Genomic DNA, 18,904 nt, shown 5'->3' on the forward strand with positions numbered 1-18,904 from the left:
TTTTATCCTTTTGTTTTCCAAAAGCATTCTTTTGGGTCAAGTTCAAAAAGACACTATTACCCTTACGGAAATAATGCTCCAAGGAACACCTATAAAAACTTCGCTTCAAAATGCTACCTCGGCAGTTTCAGTTATTACCCAAAATGACCTTGCTAAAAATGACGGTGTAATTCTGACTCCCATTTTAAATACAATCCCAGGAGTGTTTATGCAGCAAGGTTCTTTGAATACTAATAGAATAAGTATTCGAGGAATTGGTGCCCGATCTCAATACGGAACAACGAAAATAAAAGCGTATTTTGAAGATATTCCTTTAACAAATGGTGAAGGAGAAACCACTGTTGAAGATATTGATTTAGAATCCATAGGGAGTATCGAAATCATCAAAGGTCCTAATTCGACCAGTTTTGGTTCTGGTTTGGGCGGGGTAATTCATTTGTTGCCTAGAGAAACAGCTCAGGAATCTTTTGGGAAATCAAACACTACTTTTGGTAGTTTTGGACTAATCAAGCAAAGCTTATTAGCAGGTTATAGTAATCAAAAATCAAATCTCTTTGCGGGCTATACTCATTTGCAAAATGATGGTTTTAGAGACAATAGTGCCTACGACCGAAAATCTTTTAACGTACACGGAAAACAACAAATTAGCCAAAAAGGTAGTTTGACTTATTTGGTAATTTTCACAAGACTAAAAGCGTTTATCCCAAGTTCAATAAATGAAAGTGACTTCTTGAATCAACCTGAAAAAGCAGCTGCAACCTGGGCTGCTGCCAAAGGCAATGAATCCTACGACAAATTTATGATGGGAATAGGATACAAGCATCAGTTTACAGAAAAATGGTTCGTAAAAACTAGTATTTTTTCCAATTTTAAAAAAGGAAATGAAGACCGCCCTTTTGATATTTTAAAAGACAAAACAAATACTTTAGGATTTCGAGCCAACCTAAACTACAAAAATGTTTTGTTTCAACTTCCTTTTGAAATGAGCCTTGGAACCGAGTTTTTAGCTGAGAAACAAGGGGTCTCACTTTTCAAAAATCTGTACCAATCCCAACCAGGTCAAGGGAGCATCAAGGGTGATGAATTTAGTACCATACATCAAGATCGAAAGTATATCAATTATTTTTTCGAACTGCAAATGCAATTAACTCCCAAGTTGTATTTAGAAAGTGGATTGGCTTTGAATTCGACCCGATATTCATTAGAAACACTTCTTCCGGAAAACAATACAAATCCAGATAACCCTTCTTCTTTTGGAAATGTTTGGTCTCCTAGAATGGGACTTTCTTATAAAATTGCCAAGGATAAAAACACTTATTTTTCAGTAAGCAAAGGATTTTCAATACCTTCAGTTGCCGAAACACTAACTCCCGAAGGAACCATTAACACAAGTTTAAAACCAGAAATAGGTTGGAATTACGAAATGGGTTTCAAAGGCAATTGGCTAAACCGCGTGTATACTGAAATTGCATTTTATTATACTCCAATAACCAACTTATTAGTTGCCAGACGAACTGCCAACGACCAATATGTAGGTATCAATGCTGGAGAAACCAGTCACAAAGGAATTGAATTGCTTGTGAATTACAGCATTTTAAAATCGTCAAAATGGCAGTTGAGTAGTTATGTCTCTGGAACCATCAATCATTTTAAATACAAAAATTTTATCGATGGCGAGAACGATTATTCAGGAAATGCGCTCACGGGAGTTCCTAAAACACAACTGAATTTGGGCTTAGATTTTAGCGGATTTAAAGGATTTCGTCTCAACACCTCTTTTAGAACCGTAGGAGAAACGCCTATGAATGATGCCAACACAAAATATACTGATTATTACCAACTGTTAGATATAAAAACGGTCTATGCGTTTACATTATTTAAACATGTAAAAACAGAATTCAGTGCTGGAATTAATAACGCATTAAACCGTCATTATGCGGCTAGTATTTTGACTAATGCCGTTGGTTTTGGAAATACACCAGCACGATTCTATTACCCTGGTAATCCACGAAATTATTATGGTGGAATTGCCGTTTCTTATCTTTTTTAGAGCGTATTTAAATTTATTTAAAAAAATAAATTTTCTTTTTCCCCGTCCCTAAAGGGTGGAAAATTTCTTGAAAATTCATCAAAATTACTTCCGCGGCGGCGGAATTGGGAAATTAATTTTGATGAATTTTAAACAGGCACTTAGTAGAAAAATTAATTTACAGAAATCAATTTTACTTCAAAAATTAATACAGAACCTCCAGGAATACTGGCATAATCATTTCCTCCATATCCTAGTTTTGCAGGAATTATTAGTAAAGCACTTCCGCCTTCTTTTAAATAAGATATTCCTTCTGTCCAACCTTTAACCACCTGATTCAAACCAAAAGAAATTCCTTTGTCATCACTTTGATCAAATACTTTTCCATCCATAAAATAACCTTTGTAAGCTACAGTAACATTAGACTGCGGAGTGGCTTGAGCACCTGTACCTGGCTCGTTGATTACATAGTATAATCCTGAATCACTTTTGATTCCTTTTAATTTTTTTTCAGCAACATACTCTTCAATTTGCTTTTCGTTTTTGGCAACATACGGAATTTCACTTGGAGCTTCGCTGGTATTATTACTGTTACTTTCCTTTTTACAAGAAATAAAAAATGTAATAATCAACAATGCCGATAATAAATGTTTCATGGTGTTTTTTTTTAGAGAAGCCAAATATAATAAAATAGAACTATCCATGTGAAAATTATCTGTTACGTAAAAAAAATTTAACCGTAAAATACTGTTATTACTTAACTAACCTGTATTGATTTCAGGACACTACAAGACACCACAGGACACTAATTAACTGACAGCTAATTAAATTAGCAGTTAACTATTAACCAATAACCAAATTATATATGACTAGAAAAACTACTTTTTCTTATCGTCTCTTATGTTTTAAAATTAGCTTGACGGTATGTTTTTTGTTGAATTGCTTTTCCTCCTTTGCACAGCAATGGAATGTATTAGGTAACGAAGAACAAGTGTCTGCAGTAGCCTCCTCTCACACCAGCATAGCTGTGGTAAATGAGGGAGGAAATTTTACTCCTTATGTGGTATTTACAGAAAGCGGAGTACCCAAAGTAAAAAAACGTTTAGCCAATGGGACTTGGGAGCAAGTTGGCGCAAACTTGAGTACTAGTGCTTCTTACACCCGTATTCATGCGAACTCTATTGGCGATTTGTATGTTACTTATATTGATCTTTCTGCGGGTTCTAAATTAGCTGTCAAAAAATTTGATGCTACTAATGGAGTTTGGAATCCATTAAATCCTGAAGACAGCAACACCCTTTACGTTTCTACTGGAAATGCAAATGGCATGAGTGCTGTAGGGCAATATAGTTCAACTCAACGCTGTTCTATGGCCTTTGATTCATTTAATGTTCCTTATATTGCTTTTAGTGAAGCAGGTATGCTTCCTTATGTCAAAAAATTCAATGAAACAGCATGGGAAACAGTAGGTACTGGAGCTGTTTCGACAGACTTTACTGCTGCTGTAAGTTTAGCAATCGATCCTACTGACAAACCTTGGTTAGTTTATTCAAAATTAGCTGCTACTAACTCAACTACAGGCAATATGACTTTGTATGGTTTTAATGGTAATTCATGGTCTTTGGTAACTAGTAATCCTATTCCAACTATTGGCATACGCCATACCAACATTGCTGTTAGAGATAATAATTCACTTTGTATTGTATATTTTAATATTGCCTCTGGAGCTAATAATAGAGCTACAGCTATTTTATACGATAAAACAAATGACACATGGAGTTCAGGTACTTATCTTGCTGCTAGAGACTCCCCCAATATTAGTTTAATAAATGACAAATCTGGAAATCTGTATTGCTCATTTATAGATTATACTGCATCAACAAATGTATTTCCAACAAGAGTACGTTTTCTGGCAGCAGGAAGTACAACTTGGACTGAATTGAAAGACCCTACTGTTACCAGAGGTATTGATGAACCAACGAGCTGGCCAGCCATTGCTATAGGAAGCGCTCCCTATCCTTATGTGGTTTATACAAAAGCAAATTCAAACAGTATAAATACCCCTATTGTAAGATTGTACACTCCACCACCGCCGCCAGCCGTACTTACTACTAATAGTATTACTAATATAACCTCAACTACAGCGGTAGCAGGCGGAAATATTACGTCAGATGGAGGTCAAGAGATTACTGAAAGAGGTGTTGTTTACAGTACTTCAAATCCAAATCCAACCACAGCTAATTCTAAAATAGCTGATGTTACCGGAGGCATTGGTAATTTCTCTGTTACACTTACTGGACTTAATCCGGGAACTTTTTATTACACCAGAGCCTATGCCGTTAATGGAAATACTGCTTCTTATGGAAATACAGTTCGACTAAACACTTCCCAAATAACGGATGCAGTGGTTTCTACCCCTAAACAAGTTGAGTTTTTAAACAGAGGACTTATAGCAGTTCAAAAAACTTCTGGAACCGTATTTTTGAGCTGGAGATTACTAGGAGACGATCCTTCAAGCATTGCTTTCAACGTCTATCGCAATGGAGTGAAGATTAATACTTCTCCTATTACTAATGCAACTAATTATACCGACGGTACTACTGCTAACAATAATATTTACAGTATTAAACCCATAATAAATGGAGTTGAAGGAAACGAAACAACACCCGTTACTGTTTGGGCAAAAAACCAACTAGAAGTTCCTATTCAAATACCGCCTGGAGGTACTGTACCCGATGGACGTGCATATACTTATACTGCCAATGATGCTTCGGTGGGTGATGTTGATGGCGACGGAGTTTATGAAATTATATTAAAATGGCAACCTACCCTTGTCAATGACAACGCCGGCGGTTACAGCGGTAAAGAAATTTTTGACTGTTATAAATTAGACGGTACTAGATTATGGCGTATTGACCTAGGAATCAACGTAAATGCTGGGCCACATTACAACCCATTTATGGTCTATGATTTTGATGGTGACGGTAAAGCCGAAATTATTTTAAAAACTGCCGATGGTACGATTGATGGTCAAGGAACTGTCATTGGAAATGCTACTGTTGATTATCGTAATACTTACGGATGGGTACAACAAGGACCTGAATTCCTAACCGTTTTTAATGGGCTAACAGGTGCTGCAATGGCAACTGTACCCTATCAACCAGCTCGAGATAATGTTGCCGATTGGGGAGATAATTATGGTAATCGCCAAGACCGATTTGTATCTGCCGTTGCTTATCTTGATGGAGCCAGACCCAGTCTAGTTGTAGGTCGAGGTTACTATAATAGATTAGTTCGTACAGCTTACAATTGGCGAAATGGACAACTTACACTGCTATGGAAATTTGACAGTAAAGATCCAGCACATCCAGAATACAATGCGTATTCAGGGCAAGGGAATCATCAAATGACAATTGGCGATATTGATGGAGATGGAAAAGATGAAATCATAAATGGTTCCAGTGCGATTAACGATGATGGAAAACCACTTTGGACATACAAAATGGGGCATGGAGATGCCTTACACATGACCGATATGGATTTAGATCGTCCAGGGCAAGAAATTTGGATTTGTCTAGAGTCTCCAGGGGAATATGATGGTATGGGACTGAGACAATACGATGCAAAAACCGGAAAAACCAATTGGGGGATTCCAACCACTGGAGACGTTGGTCGTGCTATGGCTGCCGATTTAGACCCTAACTACAAAGGTTACGAAATGTGGGGTTCTGCTGGGGGTAGTGTATATGATGCCAAAGGAAATGTAATTAGCAACAATGTCCCTTCCTATAATTCTGGAATTTGGTGGGATGGCGATTTAGGACGAGAATTGTTTGATAGAGGCTATATCGATAAATGGAATCCTACTACTAAAAGTGCGGGTCGTTTATTTACAATCTATGATAAAACAGCTACAGGACTATCAACAAATAACAGTACTAAAAGCAATCCTACCTTGCAAGCGGATATCTTAGGTGACTGGAGAGAGGAAATTATTTTACGCAAAAATGACAATTCAGCACTTGTCATTTTCACAACCGATTTGGCTAGTAATTATCGTATTCCAACATTAATGCACGATCCACAATATCGTACCGCAATTGCCTGGCAAAATTCTGGTTATAACCAACCACCATATACCAGTTATTACATAGGATACGATATGGATGTAAATAACATTCCTACGGCAAAAATTGCAATAGCAGGTCAATCTACAGTTAGTGTTTCTTCAATAACAAGAAAAACACCTACTACTGCATCTACAAACGCAAACAGCGTTATTTATAATGTTGTCTTCTCCGCAAATGTTACTGGAGTTGATAGTAGCGATTTTACCTTAACTACAACTGGAACTGCAACTGGAACAATAGCATCCATAACCGCTATCACCGCAGCGTCTTATGATGTAACTGTAAATACTATTAGCGGTGATGGAACACTACGTTTAGATGTAAATGCTATTGGTACTGGAATTGTTGATGAATCAAGTACTGCAATAACAAGCGGATTTACAGCTGGTGAAAGCTATACTTTCGACAACACTAATCCAACGCTAACTAGTGTAACTATTGCATCTAATAATACCAAACCAACATTAGCAAAAACAGCAAATACAATTACTATCAATTTTACTGCTTCCGAAAGTATTACCACTATACAAACATCAATTGCTGGGCAATCTGTAACAACAACTGACCTTGGTAACAACAATTACAGTGCCGCTTACCAATTAATTAGTACCGATACCGAAGGAGTCATTCCATTTGCAATTCAATTTAAAGATCTTGCAGGAAATACTGGCACAACAGTTAGCGCAACAACAGATGCAAAAACAGTTACTTTTGACAAAACTGCACCTACATTAACTGCAGTTACATTTACTTCGAATAGCACTAATAATGCTATTGCAAAAACAGGAAGTATTGTCACTCTAAACTTTACAGCATCTGAAGCTATCGAAACACCAATAGTAACTATTGCTGGACAAAGCGCAACAGTAACTGCAGTATCATCAACAAATTTTACAGCAACTTACACTATGACCGCTTCAGATACCGAAGGTAATATTCCTTTCACCATTAACTTTAGTGATCTTGCGGCCAATACTGGCACTCAAGTAACAACCGCTGCTATTGGAGTTACTTATTACAAAAACACCTCAGCTCTTAATACCGTAACAATTGCTTCTAACAATGCTACTACTACATTAGCAAAAACAGGAGATATTGTTACCTTGAACTTTACAGCAACAGCAAGTATAAGCGATATAAACGTAACAATAGCTGGTCATACTGTAATGGCAAGCAATCTTGGAAACAACAATTACAGCGCAAACTACCAATTGACCAATACAGATACCGAAGGAGTTATCTCATTTGCAATCCAATTTAAAGATAACCTAGGCGATACAGTAGCTCCGGTTATAGCAACAACTAACTCAAAAACAGTAACATTTGATAAAACTGTGCCAACTTTGACTGCCGTAAGTATTGCCTCTAATAATGCTACAACTACTTTAGCAAAAACAGGCGAAACAGTAAGCTTAACCTTTACAGCTTCTGAAAACAGTACTGTCACTGGAGTAAGTATTGCTGGAAAAACAGTAATAGCAAACAGTCTTGGAAGCAACAACTATAGCGCAACCTACCAATTGACAAATTCTGATACCCAAGGAGTCATCCCATTTGTAATCCAATTTAAAGATTTGGCAGGGAATACTGGTACAGCAGTTAATACATCAACAGATGCAAAAACAGTCACTTTTGATCGAACAGTACCTACATTACCAACGCTTACTTTTACTTCAAATAATGCAAATAACGGCATTGCAAAAGAAGGAGATGTTGTTACATTAAACTTTACCACTTCAGAAGCCGTTAAAACACCTACAATAACTATTGCTGGTCAAAGTGTAGCTGTCAACACTATTGCAACGACTAGTTTTTCAGCAACCTATACTATGAAAACTACCGATGTTGCAGGTATAATTCCTTTTACAATTGAAATTAGTGATTTGGCTGGAAATGCTGCACCACAAATTACAACTGCAGCAACCAAAGTAAAATTCAATCATACCACTCCAATAATTAAAGTGTATGTTGAAACACCAAGTTGTCCTGGCAAAGCCAATGGTAAAATTAATATTGCTACTAATATGAATGTATATTTGTATACAATTGCTATTAAAGGGAATGGAGTTGACCAATCTTTTCAAAATGTTGAAATAACTACAACAAAGAATTGGGAACGAGAAAACCTTGCAGCAGGAACATACCAAATTACAGTTGCAATTCCTTCCATCGCTTTCGAACAAAGCTTTGGTGTAGTAGTTAACGAAATTGGTGCCATTACTGCTAAAAGAGTAGAAGCAAATAAAACCGTTAGCTATACCGTTTCCGGAAGCAAAGAATATATTGTTACCGTAAATGGAGTTTCAAAAAATTATACAACTACAACTAATGAAACTTCTAAAATTGTAATTGATGCCGCTTTACTTCAAGAAACTAATAATGTAACAATTGCAACTAATAGCGACTGTCAAGTAACTGTAGAAGACCAGTTTAGTATGAGCCCGATTTTAACAGTAAATCCTAATCCAACTTCTGATATAATTACAATTAACAATGTTAGTAAAGGTCTTGTACAAGTATTCACAAGTACAGGTGCATTAATTATAGAGACCAATGCCGAAAATGGAAAAAGTATCGATTTAAAAGGAAATGCCGCAGGGATGTATTTAGTAAAAATTACTCAGGGAACAACCGTAGAAACATTTAAAGTTATTTTGAAATGAAATCGCTACTAATTAAAAATTTGTACAAGCAAATACCGAAAAATAAAAAGGCGATAACATATATGACCGCTGACAAATTAAATTATACGTATATGAAAATTATAAATATAAAAACAATATTCCTTTTTATAGGATTAGGACTGATGGTTTCTTGTGGCAGTGGCGGAAGCGATTCTCCCGAGGAACCAGTGGTAAACTTACCCGCAAAACCAGCTTTGGCTTTGCCCCTAAATGGTGAAACCTGTAGTGATTTTGCAGTAGTTGCAAATAACGTTAACAAAGCAGAAATTAGTTTCACCTGGTCAGCAACGGCTCATGCCAACAGCTACATTTTAAAAGTAAATCAGTCTGGTACAGAAATAGCAAGTCAAACGCTTACAGCAACTAATTACAAGCTTATTCTTGATAAAGGAAAAAGCTATTCTTGGACAGTAACTGCTAAAAACAACGATGGTGAAAACACTAGTGCTACACATTCTTTTATCACACCTGGAAATCCCGTAGGAAATTATGTGCCGTATGCAGCCGTAATCAACTTTAATGTAAACAGCAATACAAGTAGGGCTACACTTTCCTGGATAGGAAAAGATGAGGATTCGAATACAAACGAATTAAAATATGATATCGAAATCAAAGAAGACAACAATATCCTAGTTTCCTTAACAAATCAAACAGCGACATCTGTTGCTGATTTTGACGCCAAATTAAATTCGATTTATCGAATAAAAATCAATACTATTGATAAAAATGGTTCCTACTCCAGTTCTATTTTGAGTTATACGTATCAATAATATTAGGCTACTATTTTTTTAATAGTAACCCGTTGGGTGAAATTATCAAAAACGTCAGTTCGAGTGTTTTTTGCGTAATGAAATGAAGCGAAAAATGTATCGAGAACCGTTTTCTATTCAATATTTTCTTGTTCTCGATACAAATTTTCCGAAAAAGCTGTCGCGTTTTATGAAAATTCACTCGAACTGACGAAAATTTATATCCAAAAACAATTTCACCCAACGAGTTAATAGTAATAAGGCAGCTCGTAAAAAATACGAGCTGTTTTTTTTTATAAAACAATCAACAAATTGGTAACTGTTTAAAACTTTCCATCCTTTAGGGAAGGTAGAAAACAAAATTTATTTTTTAAAAATAAATACAAACAGCCTCTAATCCCCATAAACCTGAACATCATCTACCATAAAGGCTCCATCCAAAGCTAAATCTCTTCCTGAACCAACATACCTGAAAGCAATATTAATTTTTCCAGTATAAGCAGACAAGTCTATCGCTCCCGAACCAATAAATTCATTCCAAGGTGTGGCTTGATTAGGAATTTTTGCTGCAACCGGAATCCATGTAGCTGTGTTAGTATTATGTCCATCAAAATTAGTAGAAATATAAACTTCAAGCGTATTTAGTGGCGAATCTACGTCTAAATGATGCTGTGCCGTTCTAAAGGAAAGCGTTTCATTAGTGTGTGTATCCATGTCAATTTTTGGCGAAATAAGCCAAACAATATTCGACACTACCTTAGTTCCGGTTATAGCAAATTCAGCATAACCATTTGTCGATGTAATACCACCTTTCCAAACTATAGCTCCCGCTTGTATAATATTACTCCAACCAGGCAAACTCAAATTAGTTCCATCTGAAACACTCTGAAAATCTTCAACAAAAAAAGGAATGTTGCGTTTTCCAGACATATTAACATCGGTTTCTTTTCTAGCTATTAATTGATAATCGGTGGCATATTTAGTTAATACGCCTCGCACTTTTCCACTTCCTTCAGGCACAATATTTTTAGAAAAATCGGCAAAACTACTAGTTCTAAAAATCAGTTGATTGCCATTTTTATCGACTAAATTCCAGTTGGTCGCTCCGCCCACATTATTGGTTTCTTCAAAATAATGACGCCCAATAGCCGATTCTATAAATTGCACATCCGATAATTCAATCAGCGTATTCAAGTGACTATCGTTAATTTCGCCCAAATCAATAGTACGCAGCAACTGTTCTTCTTTCACATTCGTACAAGAAGCCTGCAACACTTTTTTGTAGTCATTTTGCGAAAGTCGCCCCACACCGCCTTGATTAAACGGACTCACATACAAACTACCAATACGCAAGCCACCATAATTCAGGTCTGTGTATTGATTTTTTAACTTGATATACACTTTATTTCCCAGACGGTAATCTACATACAAATTGGTCACATCAACAGGAACGGAAAATCCTTGAGCAGGAGTTGTGGCTGTAGCCAAGGTTTGAAACGAAATTGTTTTAAAAAAATTCCCGTTTTCATCGCTAGAAACTACATAGCCTTCAATCACATCGTCATACGGATATTGGGCAACAATTTCGGCAGCAGTTCCCTTTATTTCAGCTAGTGTTTTGTTGACAGCAATATCAGGCTGTTTGCAGTTTAACACCGGAATTTGAACCTCATCATTAGCACAAGATTGCATAAGTACCAACCACAAAATCATTAACAAAACTGAAAAAATATTATTTTTCATAATAGCTAAATTTTAAATTAGAAACCAAAATTGAGATTTACAAAATACGTTCTACCATAACCATAAAAATATTTGTTGCCAAAAGAAGGCGTCCCGCTAGAAACATCCTGATTGAGTTGCCTGAAATTAGCATTTCGAGCCTGCTCATAACCACCTGTTTTGTATTTGCTATCCAATACATTATTGATGCTCACAAACAAACCCAAATATTTTCCTTTAATTCTCCAAGACTTTCCACCAATAAAATTGAGCAATTGTACAGGATCAAATTTTTGTTGCTTTAACAATTCCGCGGCTCTTGCTTCGGTTGCTTCGGGAAAAGGAAATCCACTGGCTGGATTGGTATAAAACCGATTGGTTCTAGAAATAGGCGAAACATCAATATAATTCTCCGCCAGGTAATTGACATTTGCACCTATCCACCAATATTTAGGATCGCGGTATTCTAACCCCAAACTGTAGGCTTGTTGCGGCATTCCCGCTTGTTTGTAATTTTTTAAAAGTGCCGTACCAAAATCAAAAGACGGATTGGTGTTTTCTACCGAAGCCACCGCATCATTATTAATACTCACATTCGGATTACTATCAAAAGTAAATTGTCCATACCCTGCCGAAAAAGTGGTTTTTAAAGTCGGATTAATTTGGTATTCAAAACTCAACTCGGCTCCAAGGTTTTTTCGATCCAAATGCGTCAACGTCTGACTCACAAAAGCATTGGTATTGGTATATCCTGCTTCATTATCAAAAATTCCTTCGGCATAAAAAAAACTGATTCTAGTAGCATTTTTTATGGTCGAATAATACGCTGTCAATCTTGTTTTTAGTTTTGGTGTTCTAAAAACATAGGTCGCATCCAGACTGTTGAGTGTTTCACTTTCTAAACCATCAACTATCGTATTATTTAATCGGGCATTCGAAAAACTACTTCTCAAATTAGGCGCTTTAATCAAATGAGCGGCATTAAAACTTAAGGATTGCTTGCCTGAAATTTTAAAAAGAATTCCGCCTTTGAAACCGAAATTTTCAAAGTCTATTTTCGGACTTTTGCCAAAAGAAATCGTTTCATAAATTCCGTTTTTATACAAGCCTTGGCGTTGGTAATTTGTTTTCGAAAAAGATTGTGCCAGATAAAAATCGATGTTGTTGTACGAAAATTTAAATTGTGTAAAAGCTTCTAAAACAGTGGCCGAAAGTTTATAATTGTAACCGTAGGCATCACCAACCCTGACTTGGCGATTTGGATTGTTTAAATCAGATTGGGCTTGAGTTCCGCTGTAAAATCCATCAATATCTTCAAAAAAAGCACCACCTAACAAATCCACTACCTTTTGATAATTATGCGATTTCAAATCCCGAAATAAAATTCCCGCGTTTACTATCAAATTTTCAGAAACCTGAGAATTAAAGTTAGAATTAAATGCCATGGTTTTATCATCAGCTCGATCTTCATACAACGCATAATGACTTTGAGCGGCTTCATAGCCAATAATGTTCGAATTGGCATCCACTACAGGATTTTGATTGGCTCGGTACATCGCTTCCCAATCCATTTGAGGATTAGCCAAAAATGCTATTCTACTTTGTTCAGCATTCTCATAATCCGGAGTAAAAGCACCAGAGAATTCTCCATTATCAGCAGCATACAAAGACGTATAATAACTCGGCATTTTTCTAAAATAAGTGGGATCAGGACTATTGGCATTTTGAAAATCAATATTGCTATTGCCTACTTTTCCAAACTGATACAATACCGCCGAATTCAAATTAGTATGATCGTTTATTTTAAAATAATGATTCAACATCACAATAGGTTCTTCCACCGTTCTTACTCGGGCATTTCTTTTTTCTCCGTTTTGGTAACCCCAATATGAATTGTAGGTCTCGCTGGTTAAATGAGTTACTTCGGCGGTATTGGGCGAATTTTTTCCGCGCTCGTTTGGGGTATAAAATCCTGAAATATTAATCGAATGTTGGTCGTTTAATTTCTTTTCGATACTTAGAAAAAGAGAATTTGCATCATAATTAGTACCTTCAAAATGGCCTTCCTGAGCATAACGCTTTCCTGCCGAAATAACATAAGCCCAACCCGAATTACTCATCCCCGAAGCATGCGTAGCCATAATGCGACCAGTGTAATTGGTATTAGTTCCTGATAATGTGATTCGGTTTCCTTTTCTGTAAATAGAGGCTCGGGTATTAATTTGCTGCGTTCCTAAAATTCCTCCAAAAGTATAATCGGACGGAGCAGTTCCAATGGAAAATTCCTGATTTCGAGTAGCATCATTGAGTCCGCCCCAATTATTCCATTGTGGTCTGCCGTCATAGAGTTTGTTCATGGTAACACCGTTAATCATCGTAGTTGCATTTTCACTATCCAAACCACGAATTCTAAACCGAGCTTGTCCCCAATTGAAAGCCGCAGCTTGCAAAAAAGCATCTCTGGAGGATTGCAATAATCCTGAAGTATTTTCGGAACTGCTGTTGTCATCCGTTAAATCGTCTTCAAAAAGCTGAATCAAAGCGGCTTGCTGGTCTAAAACCTGATCTAATTCTAATAAAATAGTTCCCAAATCTATTGCTAAAGTATTTTCAATTGAAACGGGAAACAAGGCATCTTTGTAGCCTTGACTATGAAAAAGCACTAAATAATTGGCTGCTGGAATGGACTCAAAAACAACAATTCCTTCAGAATTAGTCAATTGGGTAAAATTAGAGTTTTGAATAGAAACCACGGCAGCAACTATTGGTTTTAGTGTTTTAGCATCTAAAACCTTGGCTGAAATTCGAGCTTGATCTTGTGCTAATCCTAAATGAAGTGCACCAATACCCAAAAGTAAAACAAGAAAACATTTCATAAACCCAAAAAATTAACTGCAAATATTCTTTGTTTACAAAAGAACATTACACTATCCTACAACTAGAAAAAAAGTAGTTTCTAAGCATAAAAAAACATTCCCAAAAAGGAATATTCTCATTAGTATGGATTATTATTTTTGGAAATAGGATTAAGCCTAAAACGACTCAACCAATATAAAAAGTAGTGGTATTAAACAACTTATAAAAGTCAGTTAGCACTTTTTAACGAATTAAAAATAAGAAAAAATTATTAACTTGAGATTTTTTTTGATGTTTTTTTATTTTTTTCTTGGGCTGACCTAAAGAACACTTTAAAACAGATCGCTCCTACGGAGCTAACAATGGAAAAAACATCTGTTTCTACACATATATCTCCTCGCGGAGTTATTTAAAGTCTTTTCGGGACTCTCCGTTTATAGCAATAATCAGCAAACTCCATAGAGCTAACTATTTAATAAGGAATTCATATCACAACAAAACATTATAAACTTTGTTCATCACTAGCCCTGATAGAAGTGGAAATCCTTGTTTGCCGGAGTTCGGCAAACAAGATTGCAGCGGATAGCAGGAAACAGCTCCTAATAAAAAGCTATTGAATCACTTTAATTCTTGGAACAAGAAAAGCAATGATAATTCCGAAGATACCAATAAAAGCAAATGAAAATCGAAGACCAAACAACTCAGCGATGTACCCAATTACGGGTGGTCCCATTAAAAACCCTAGGAAACTCACACTGGAAACGGCTGTTAGTGCTTCGCCAGGAGGAATTGTTGGGTGTTTTCCAGCAATACTATAAAGCGTAGGCACAATAGTCGAAACGCCTAATCCTACTAACATAAAACCTATAGTGGATGGAATTAAATAAGGAAAAAATACTGCGGTAAAAAGTCCCGCCGAAATTAATGCTCCTCCGGTTTGTATGACACTTTTTCGTCCAAATTTATTAATCATTCCGTCGCCTAGAAAACGTCCCGTTGCCATCATAATCATAAAAGAAGTGTATCCTAAAATGATTAAAGGCCCTGGAGCTTCGACAATATCTTTAAAGTAAATTCCGCTCCAGTCAAACATAATCCCTTCACTTGCCATGGATCCAAAACCAATAATTCCCAGCCAGACTAAAGACATATCAGGTTTTGAAAATAATTTTTTCTTCTCCGTAACTTTTCGTTTTTCTTTGGCTTTAACCAAATATTTATAATTGAAAGCAATAAGCAATACCGTAATTATTGCAACAAAAATAAAATGATGATAGGGCGATAGGTTTAAAGCTAACATTCCTAATCCTACCAAAGCACCTGTAAAACCTGCAAAACTCCACACGCCATGAAAAGAAGCCATGATGGTTTTTTTGAAAAGTTGTTCGGTATAAACGCCTTGCGTGTTTACGGCTATATTATTCATGTTTCCGAAAATTCCAAAAAAGTACAAACCTAAAGCTAATTGCCAAGCATTGGTAGCCAAACCGAGATTAGTCATACAAAATGCATACATACCCAAGGACAAAATAACCAAACGATGACTTCCATAACGCGTAACTAATTTCCCCGAAAACGCCATCATGGTCAATTGTCCCACTGGAAGCGCAAATAAAATAGAACCTAAATCGGCATCACTTAGATTTAAGGTCATTTTAAGATCGGGAATTCGGCTCGCCCAGGTTGCAAAACACAATCCCATGCCAAAATAAAAAGACGAAACCGCAATACGCACTCTATTAAGATAAGAGAGTTTGGCATTTCTAAAACTCTTCTTGATTTTTCCTTGCGCTCTAAAGTTTCCTATAAAATTTAATCGTAACAAAGGCTTTGAGTTTTTATGGATTTACAGCCGCAAAAATACGAAAAGGAAGCTTGGTTTTTAACTATTTGGTTTATAGCACCTAATAATACATCGTTATCGTTTATAAGTTTATGGAATACTGCCTTGTGTTTTAATTATTAAAATGTCAATTCGAATGTTTTTTCGGTCATTAAACAAAAACATTGAGAATAGTTTGAATTTAATTTTTACCCATTAATCATATGTTATTTTAAATGATAAATTCATGGTTTAATAATTTTCTTTTTTGCTTGATCAAAAAAGAAACAAAAAAATCAAGTCTTACGCTTTCTCGTCGGTCAAATTAGTTTTCGAATACTAAAAGAAAAGAACTCTCCGCCGCGGCGGATCAAACAGCTTTTCTTTTTACGTATTCTTCAAACATTTGACACTCGACTGCGAAAGCTAAGGACAATTAGATTTAGTAAATAAGAACTATATTTCTTAAAACAGAAACCGCAGATTCGCAGATTAAATAAAATCTGCGAATCTGCGGTTAATAATTCTAATCGAAGAATATATTACAAATCAACCACTCTTTTTTCCCTATTACTTTCAATTGCAGCTTCTATAATTTGCATTACTCTTGCGCCATCCTGAGCAGTAACGGGTTCCGGAGTATTATTAACAATAGAATTATACACTCCATCAAAAAAATCATAATAATTCCCTTGAAGCGTTGGGATTTTTCCGTGCATGATTTTACCCTCAATTTCGGTGTGTAAAAAACCTTCTTTTTCCAGCGGTTCTGTACCCCAGGAATCTAAATTTGGTTTCTTCATTACTTTCAAATCGTCTTCTTGTACATCACCACGTGGTTTTAAGAATGAACCTTTTTTACCGTGAATTACATAGGCAGGATTTGGTTCGCGTACAAAGAAACTTGCTTTCAAACGCACTCTAAAATCAGGATAATACAACAAAATATCTACCCAGTCATCCACAACCGAATTTTCACGCGTGGTTCTAATATCGGCAAAAATAGCTTTTGGAAAACCAAACAAATACAAAGCCTGATCGATTAAATGCGGTCCTAAATCTTTCAAAATTCCCGAACCTGAATTCACCGTTTCCTTATGCTGTTTTGGACTCAAAATAGGGTTGTAACGGTCAAAGTGGAATTCGGCTTCTACAATTTCACCCAGAGTGCCGTCTAATAAAATTTGGCGTACGGTTTTCAAATCGCTGTCCCATCTTCTGTTTTGGAAAACGGCCAACTTCAATCCTTTTTCTTGGGCTAAAGTTGCTAATTCCTGAGCTTCGGCAACTGTTGTAGTAAATGCTTTTTCGACAATGGCGTGTTTTCCTGCTTCCAAAACTCTTTTAGCATATTCAAAATGGGTATCAATTGGCGTATTTACAACTACCAAATCAATTTCGTCGTTTGCTAAAATTTCGTCAATAGACGCATAACTCTTCACATGAGGATAATCAACCTGAATTAATTTTTTGCTTCTTTCCCAGGAACCTAATAATTCAAAACCGGGATGTAATTCTAAAAATGGTGCTTGAAATACTTTCCCCGACATTCCATAAGAAAGTAAGGCTGCTTTTATTGTTTTCATATATTTAATTATTTTTTTTGACAATTTCTTCTTGCAATTTGAACACAGATTAAAAGGATTCAACAGATTAACATAGATTTTCTTAGCCACGAATGCTCGAATTATTTTAAAATCTTTGTAAACTTTGCGAAAACCTTTGCTCTCTTTGCGGTTAAAATATTTTACCGCAGATTCACAGATTACTTTTTTGCTCTTTCGTATTGTGGAGGCCAAGGAACATCGGTTGCTAATGCTTTTGCAAAATTTAATCCCAAATTAGGGTCGCGCAATGACTCTCTGGCAAACAAAACCAAATCGGCTTTTCCGCTCGTTAGGATTTCTTCTGCCTGATACGCTTCGGAAATTAAACCAACCGCTCCCGTTAAAATTCCAGTTTCTTTTTTAATTTTTTCAGCAAAAGGAACTTGGTAACCCGGTTCTAATGTAATTTTTTGATGCGAAACTGCTCCTCCCGAAGAAACATCAATTAAATCAACTCCTTTTTCTTTTAGGATTTTCGAAAGTGCGATAGATTCTTCACTATTCCAACCGCCTTCCGCCCAATCAGTGGCTGAAATTCGAACAAACAAAGGCAAATTAGCAGGCCATTCGGTTTGTACTGCCTCAAGAACTTCTATTGTTAAACGGATTCGGTTTTCAAAACTTCCGCCGTATTCATCCGTTCTGCTATTTGATAATGGCGATAAAAACTGATGATTTAAATAGCCATGAGCCGCATGAATTTCGAGTACTTCGTAACCTGCCTGAACTGCTCTTTTAGTTGCTGCTTTAAAATCGGAAATCACTTTTTGGATGCCGTTTTTATCTAAAGCAACTGGCGTTTCATCATCATGATACCCAATTGCCGATGGCGCTACGGTTTGCCATCCGCCTTGTGAAGCATCGAGTTTTTTATTTCCTTTCCAAGGGGATGAAACACTGGCTTTTCTTCCAGCATGTGCCAATTGAATTCCCGGAACAGCATTTTGACTTTTGATAAAAGCGGTAATCACTTTCAGTTTTTCGATATGTTCGTCTTTCCAGATTCCTAAATCTTCGGGCGAAATTCGGCCTTCGGGAGCCACCGCAGTCGCTTCCTGAATAATTAATCCCGCTCCGCCGCTGGCACGACTGCCCAAATGCACCAAATGCCAGTCGTTAGCAAAACCATCTGTTGATGAATATTGGCACATTGGAGAAATAACAATTCGGTTTTTAAGAGTAGTATCTTTAATTTGTATAGGAGAAAATAATTGAGAAGCCATACTATTTATTTTTTAGAGAAACGTAAAGTTACACTTCGAAAAGCAAAATGAAAATTATTAACAAACATTTATTATGGAGTAA

At 36.3% G+C, this 18,904-nt stretch carries 9 protein-coding genes; 3 read left to right on the plus strand and 6 right to left on the minus strand.

Translation table 11 applies throughout. The features are described from left to right. The first annotated feature begins 31 nt into the window (after positions 1-31). A complete protein-coding gene (locus AAGV28_RS14200; protein ID WP_373407414.1) occupies positions 32-2,050 on the plus strand; it encodes a TonB-dependent receptor family protein in 2,019 nt (672 codons plus the stop codon). Between the two features lie 152 nt (positions 2,051-2,202). Here AAGV28_RS14200 and AAGV28_RS14205 read toward each other — a convergent pair whose 3' ends face one another. After that, on the minus strand, positions 2,203-2,685 hold the full coding sequence (locus tag AAGV28_RS14205) for an FKBP-type peptidyl-prolyl cis-trans isomerase (RefSeq protein WP_373407415.1): 483 nt from the start codon (positions 2,683-2,685) through the stop codon (positions 2,203-2,205). 209 nt (positions 2,686-2,894) lie between these two features. Between AAGV28_RS14205 and AAGV28_RS14210 the strand changes: the two genes are divergently transcribed. Together AAGV28_RS14210 and AAGV28_RS14215 are read left to right on the plus strand one after the other, a co-directional pair. Continuing rightward, on the plus strand, positions 2,895-8,822 hold the full coding sequence (locus AAGV28_RS14210) for a rhamnogalacturonan lyase family protein (protein ID WP_373407416.1): 5,928 nt from the start codon (positions 2,895-2,897) through the stop codon (positions 8,820-8,822). 92 nt (positions 8,823-8,914) lie between these two features. Then, positions 8,915-9,613, plus strand: coding sequence for a hypothetical protein (locus tag AAGV28_RS14215; RefSeq protein ID WP_373407417.1), 699 nt, complete (start codon positions 8,915-8,917; stop codon positions 9,611-9,613). A gap of 372 nt (positions 9,614-9,985) precedes the next feature. Here AAGV28_RS14215 and AAGV28_RS14220 read toward each other — a convergent pair whose 3' ends face one another. From AAGV28_RS14220 to AAGV28_RS14240, 5 genes are all read right to left on the minus strand, one after another. Then, on the minus strand, positions 9,986-11,335 hold the full coding sequence (locus AAGV28_RS14220) for a DUF5689 domain-containing protein (RefSeq protein ID WP_373407418.1): 1,350 nt from the start codon (positions 11,333-11,335) through the stop codon (positions 9,986-9,988). 17 nt (positions 11,336-11,352) lie between these two features. After that, positions 11,353-14,190, minus strand: coding sequence for a TonB-dependent receptor domain-containing protein (locus AAGV28_RS14225; RefSeq protein WP_373407419.1), 2,838 nt, complete (start codon positions 14,188-14,190; stop codon positions 11,353-11,355). Between the two features lie 590 nt (positions 14,191-14,780). Beyond that, the gene (locus tag AAGV28_RS14230; protein ID WP_373407420.1) at positions 14,781-15,995 is read right to left on the minus strand and encodes an MFS transporter; all 1,215 of its coding nucleotides are present in this window, start codon (positions 15,993-15,995) and stop codon (positions 14,781-14,783) included. Positions 15,996-16,534: 539 nt separating this feature from the next. After that, positions 16,535-17,578 (minus strand): Gfo/Idh/MocA family protein, encoded by a 1,044-nt coding sequence (locus AAGV28_RS14235; protein ID WP_373407421.1) that lies wholly within the window; start codon positions 17,576-17,578, stop codon positions 16,535-16,537. 179 nt (positions 17,579-17,757) lie between these two features. Continuing rightward, on the minus strand, positions 17,758-18,822 hold the full coding sequence (locus tag AAGV28_RS14240) for an NADH:flavin oxidoreductase/NADH oxidase (RefSeq protein ID WP_373407422.1): 1,065 nt from the start codon (positions 18,820-18,822) through the stop codon (positions 17,758-17,760). Between the last annotated feature and the right edge of the window lie 82 nt (positions 18,823-18,904).

This window comes from Flavobacterium zubiriense, from assembly GCF_041729725.1.
Classification (GTDB): Bacteria; Bacteroidota; Bacteroidia; order Flavobacteriales; family Flavobacteriaceae; genus Flavobacterium; species Flavobacterium zubiriense.

Coding starts and splice junctions, on each gene's coding strand:
- AAGV28_RS14205 (WP_373407415.1), bottom strand. CDS start 2,685: ATGAAACATTTATTATCGGCATTGTTGATTATTACATTTTTTATTTCT.
- AAGV28_RS14210 (WP_373407416.1), top strand. CDS start 2,895: ATGACTAGAAAAACTACTTTTTCTTATCGTCTCTTATGTTTTAAAATT.
- AAGV28_RS14215 (WP_373407417.1), top strand. CDS start 8,915: ATGAAAATTATAAATATAAAAACAATATTCCTTTTTATAGGATTAGGA.
- AAGV28_RS14220 (WP_373407418.1), bottom strand. CDS start 11,335: ATGAAAAATAATATTTTTTCAGTTTTGTTAATGATTTTGTGGTTGGTA.
- AAGV28_RS14225 (WP_373407419.1), bottom strand. CDS start 14,190: ATGAAATGTTTTCTTGTTTTACTTTTGGGTATTGGTGCACTTCATTTA.
- AAGV28_RS14235 (WP_373407421.1), bottom strand. CDS start 17,578: ATGAAAACAATAAAAGCAGCCTTACTTTCTTATGGAATGTCGGGGAAA.
- AAGV28_RS14240 (WP_373407422.1), bottom strand. CDS start 18,822: ATGGCTTCTCAATTATTTTCTCCTATACAAATTAAAGATACTACTCTT.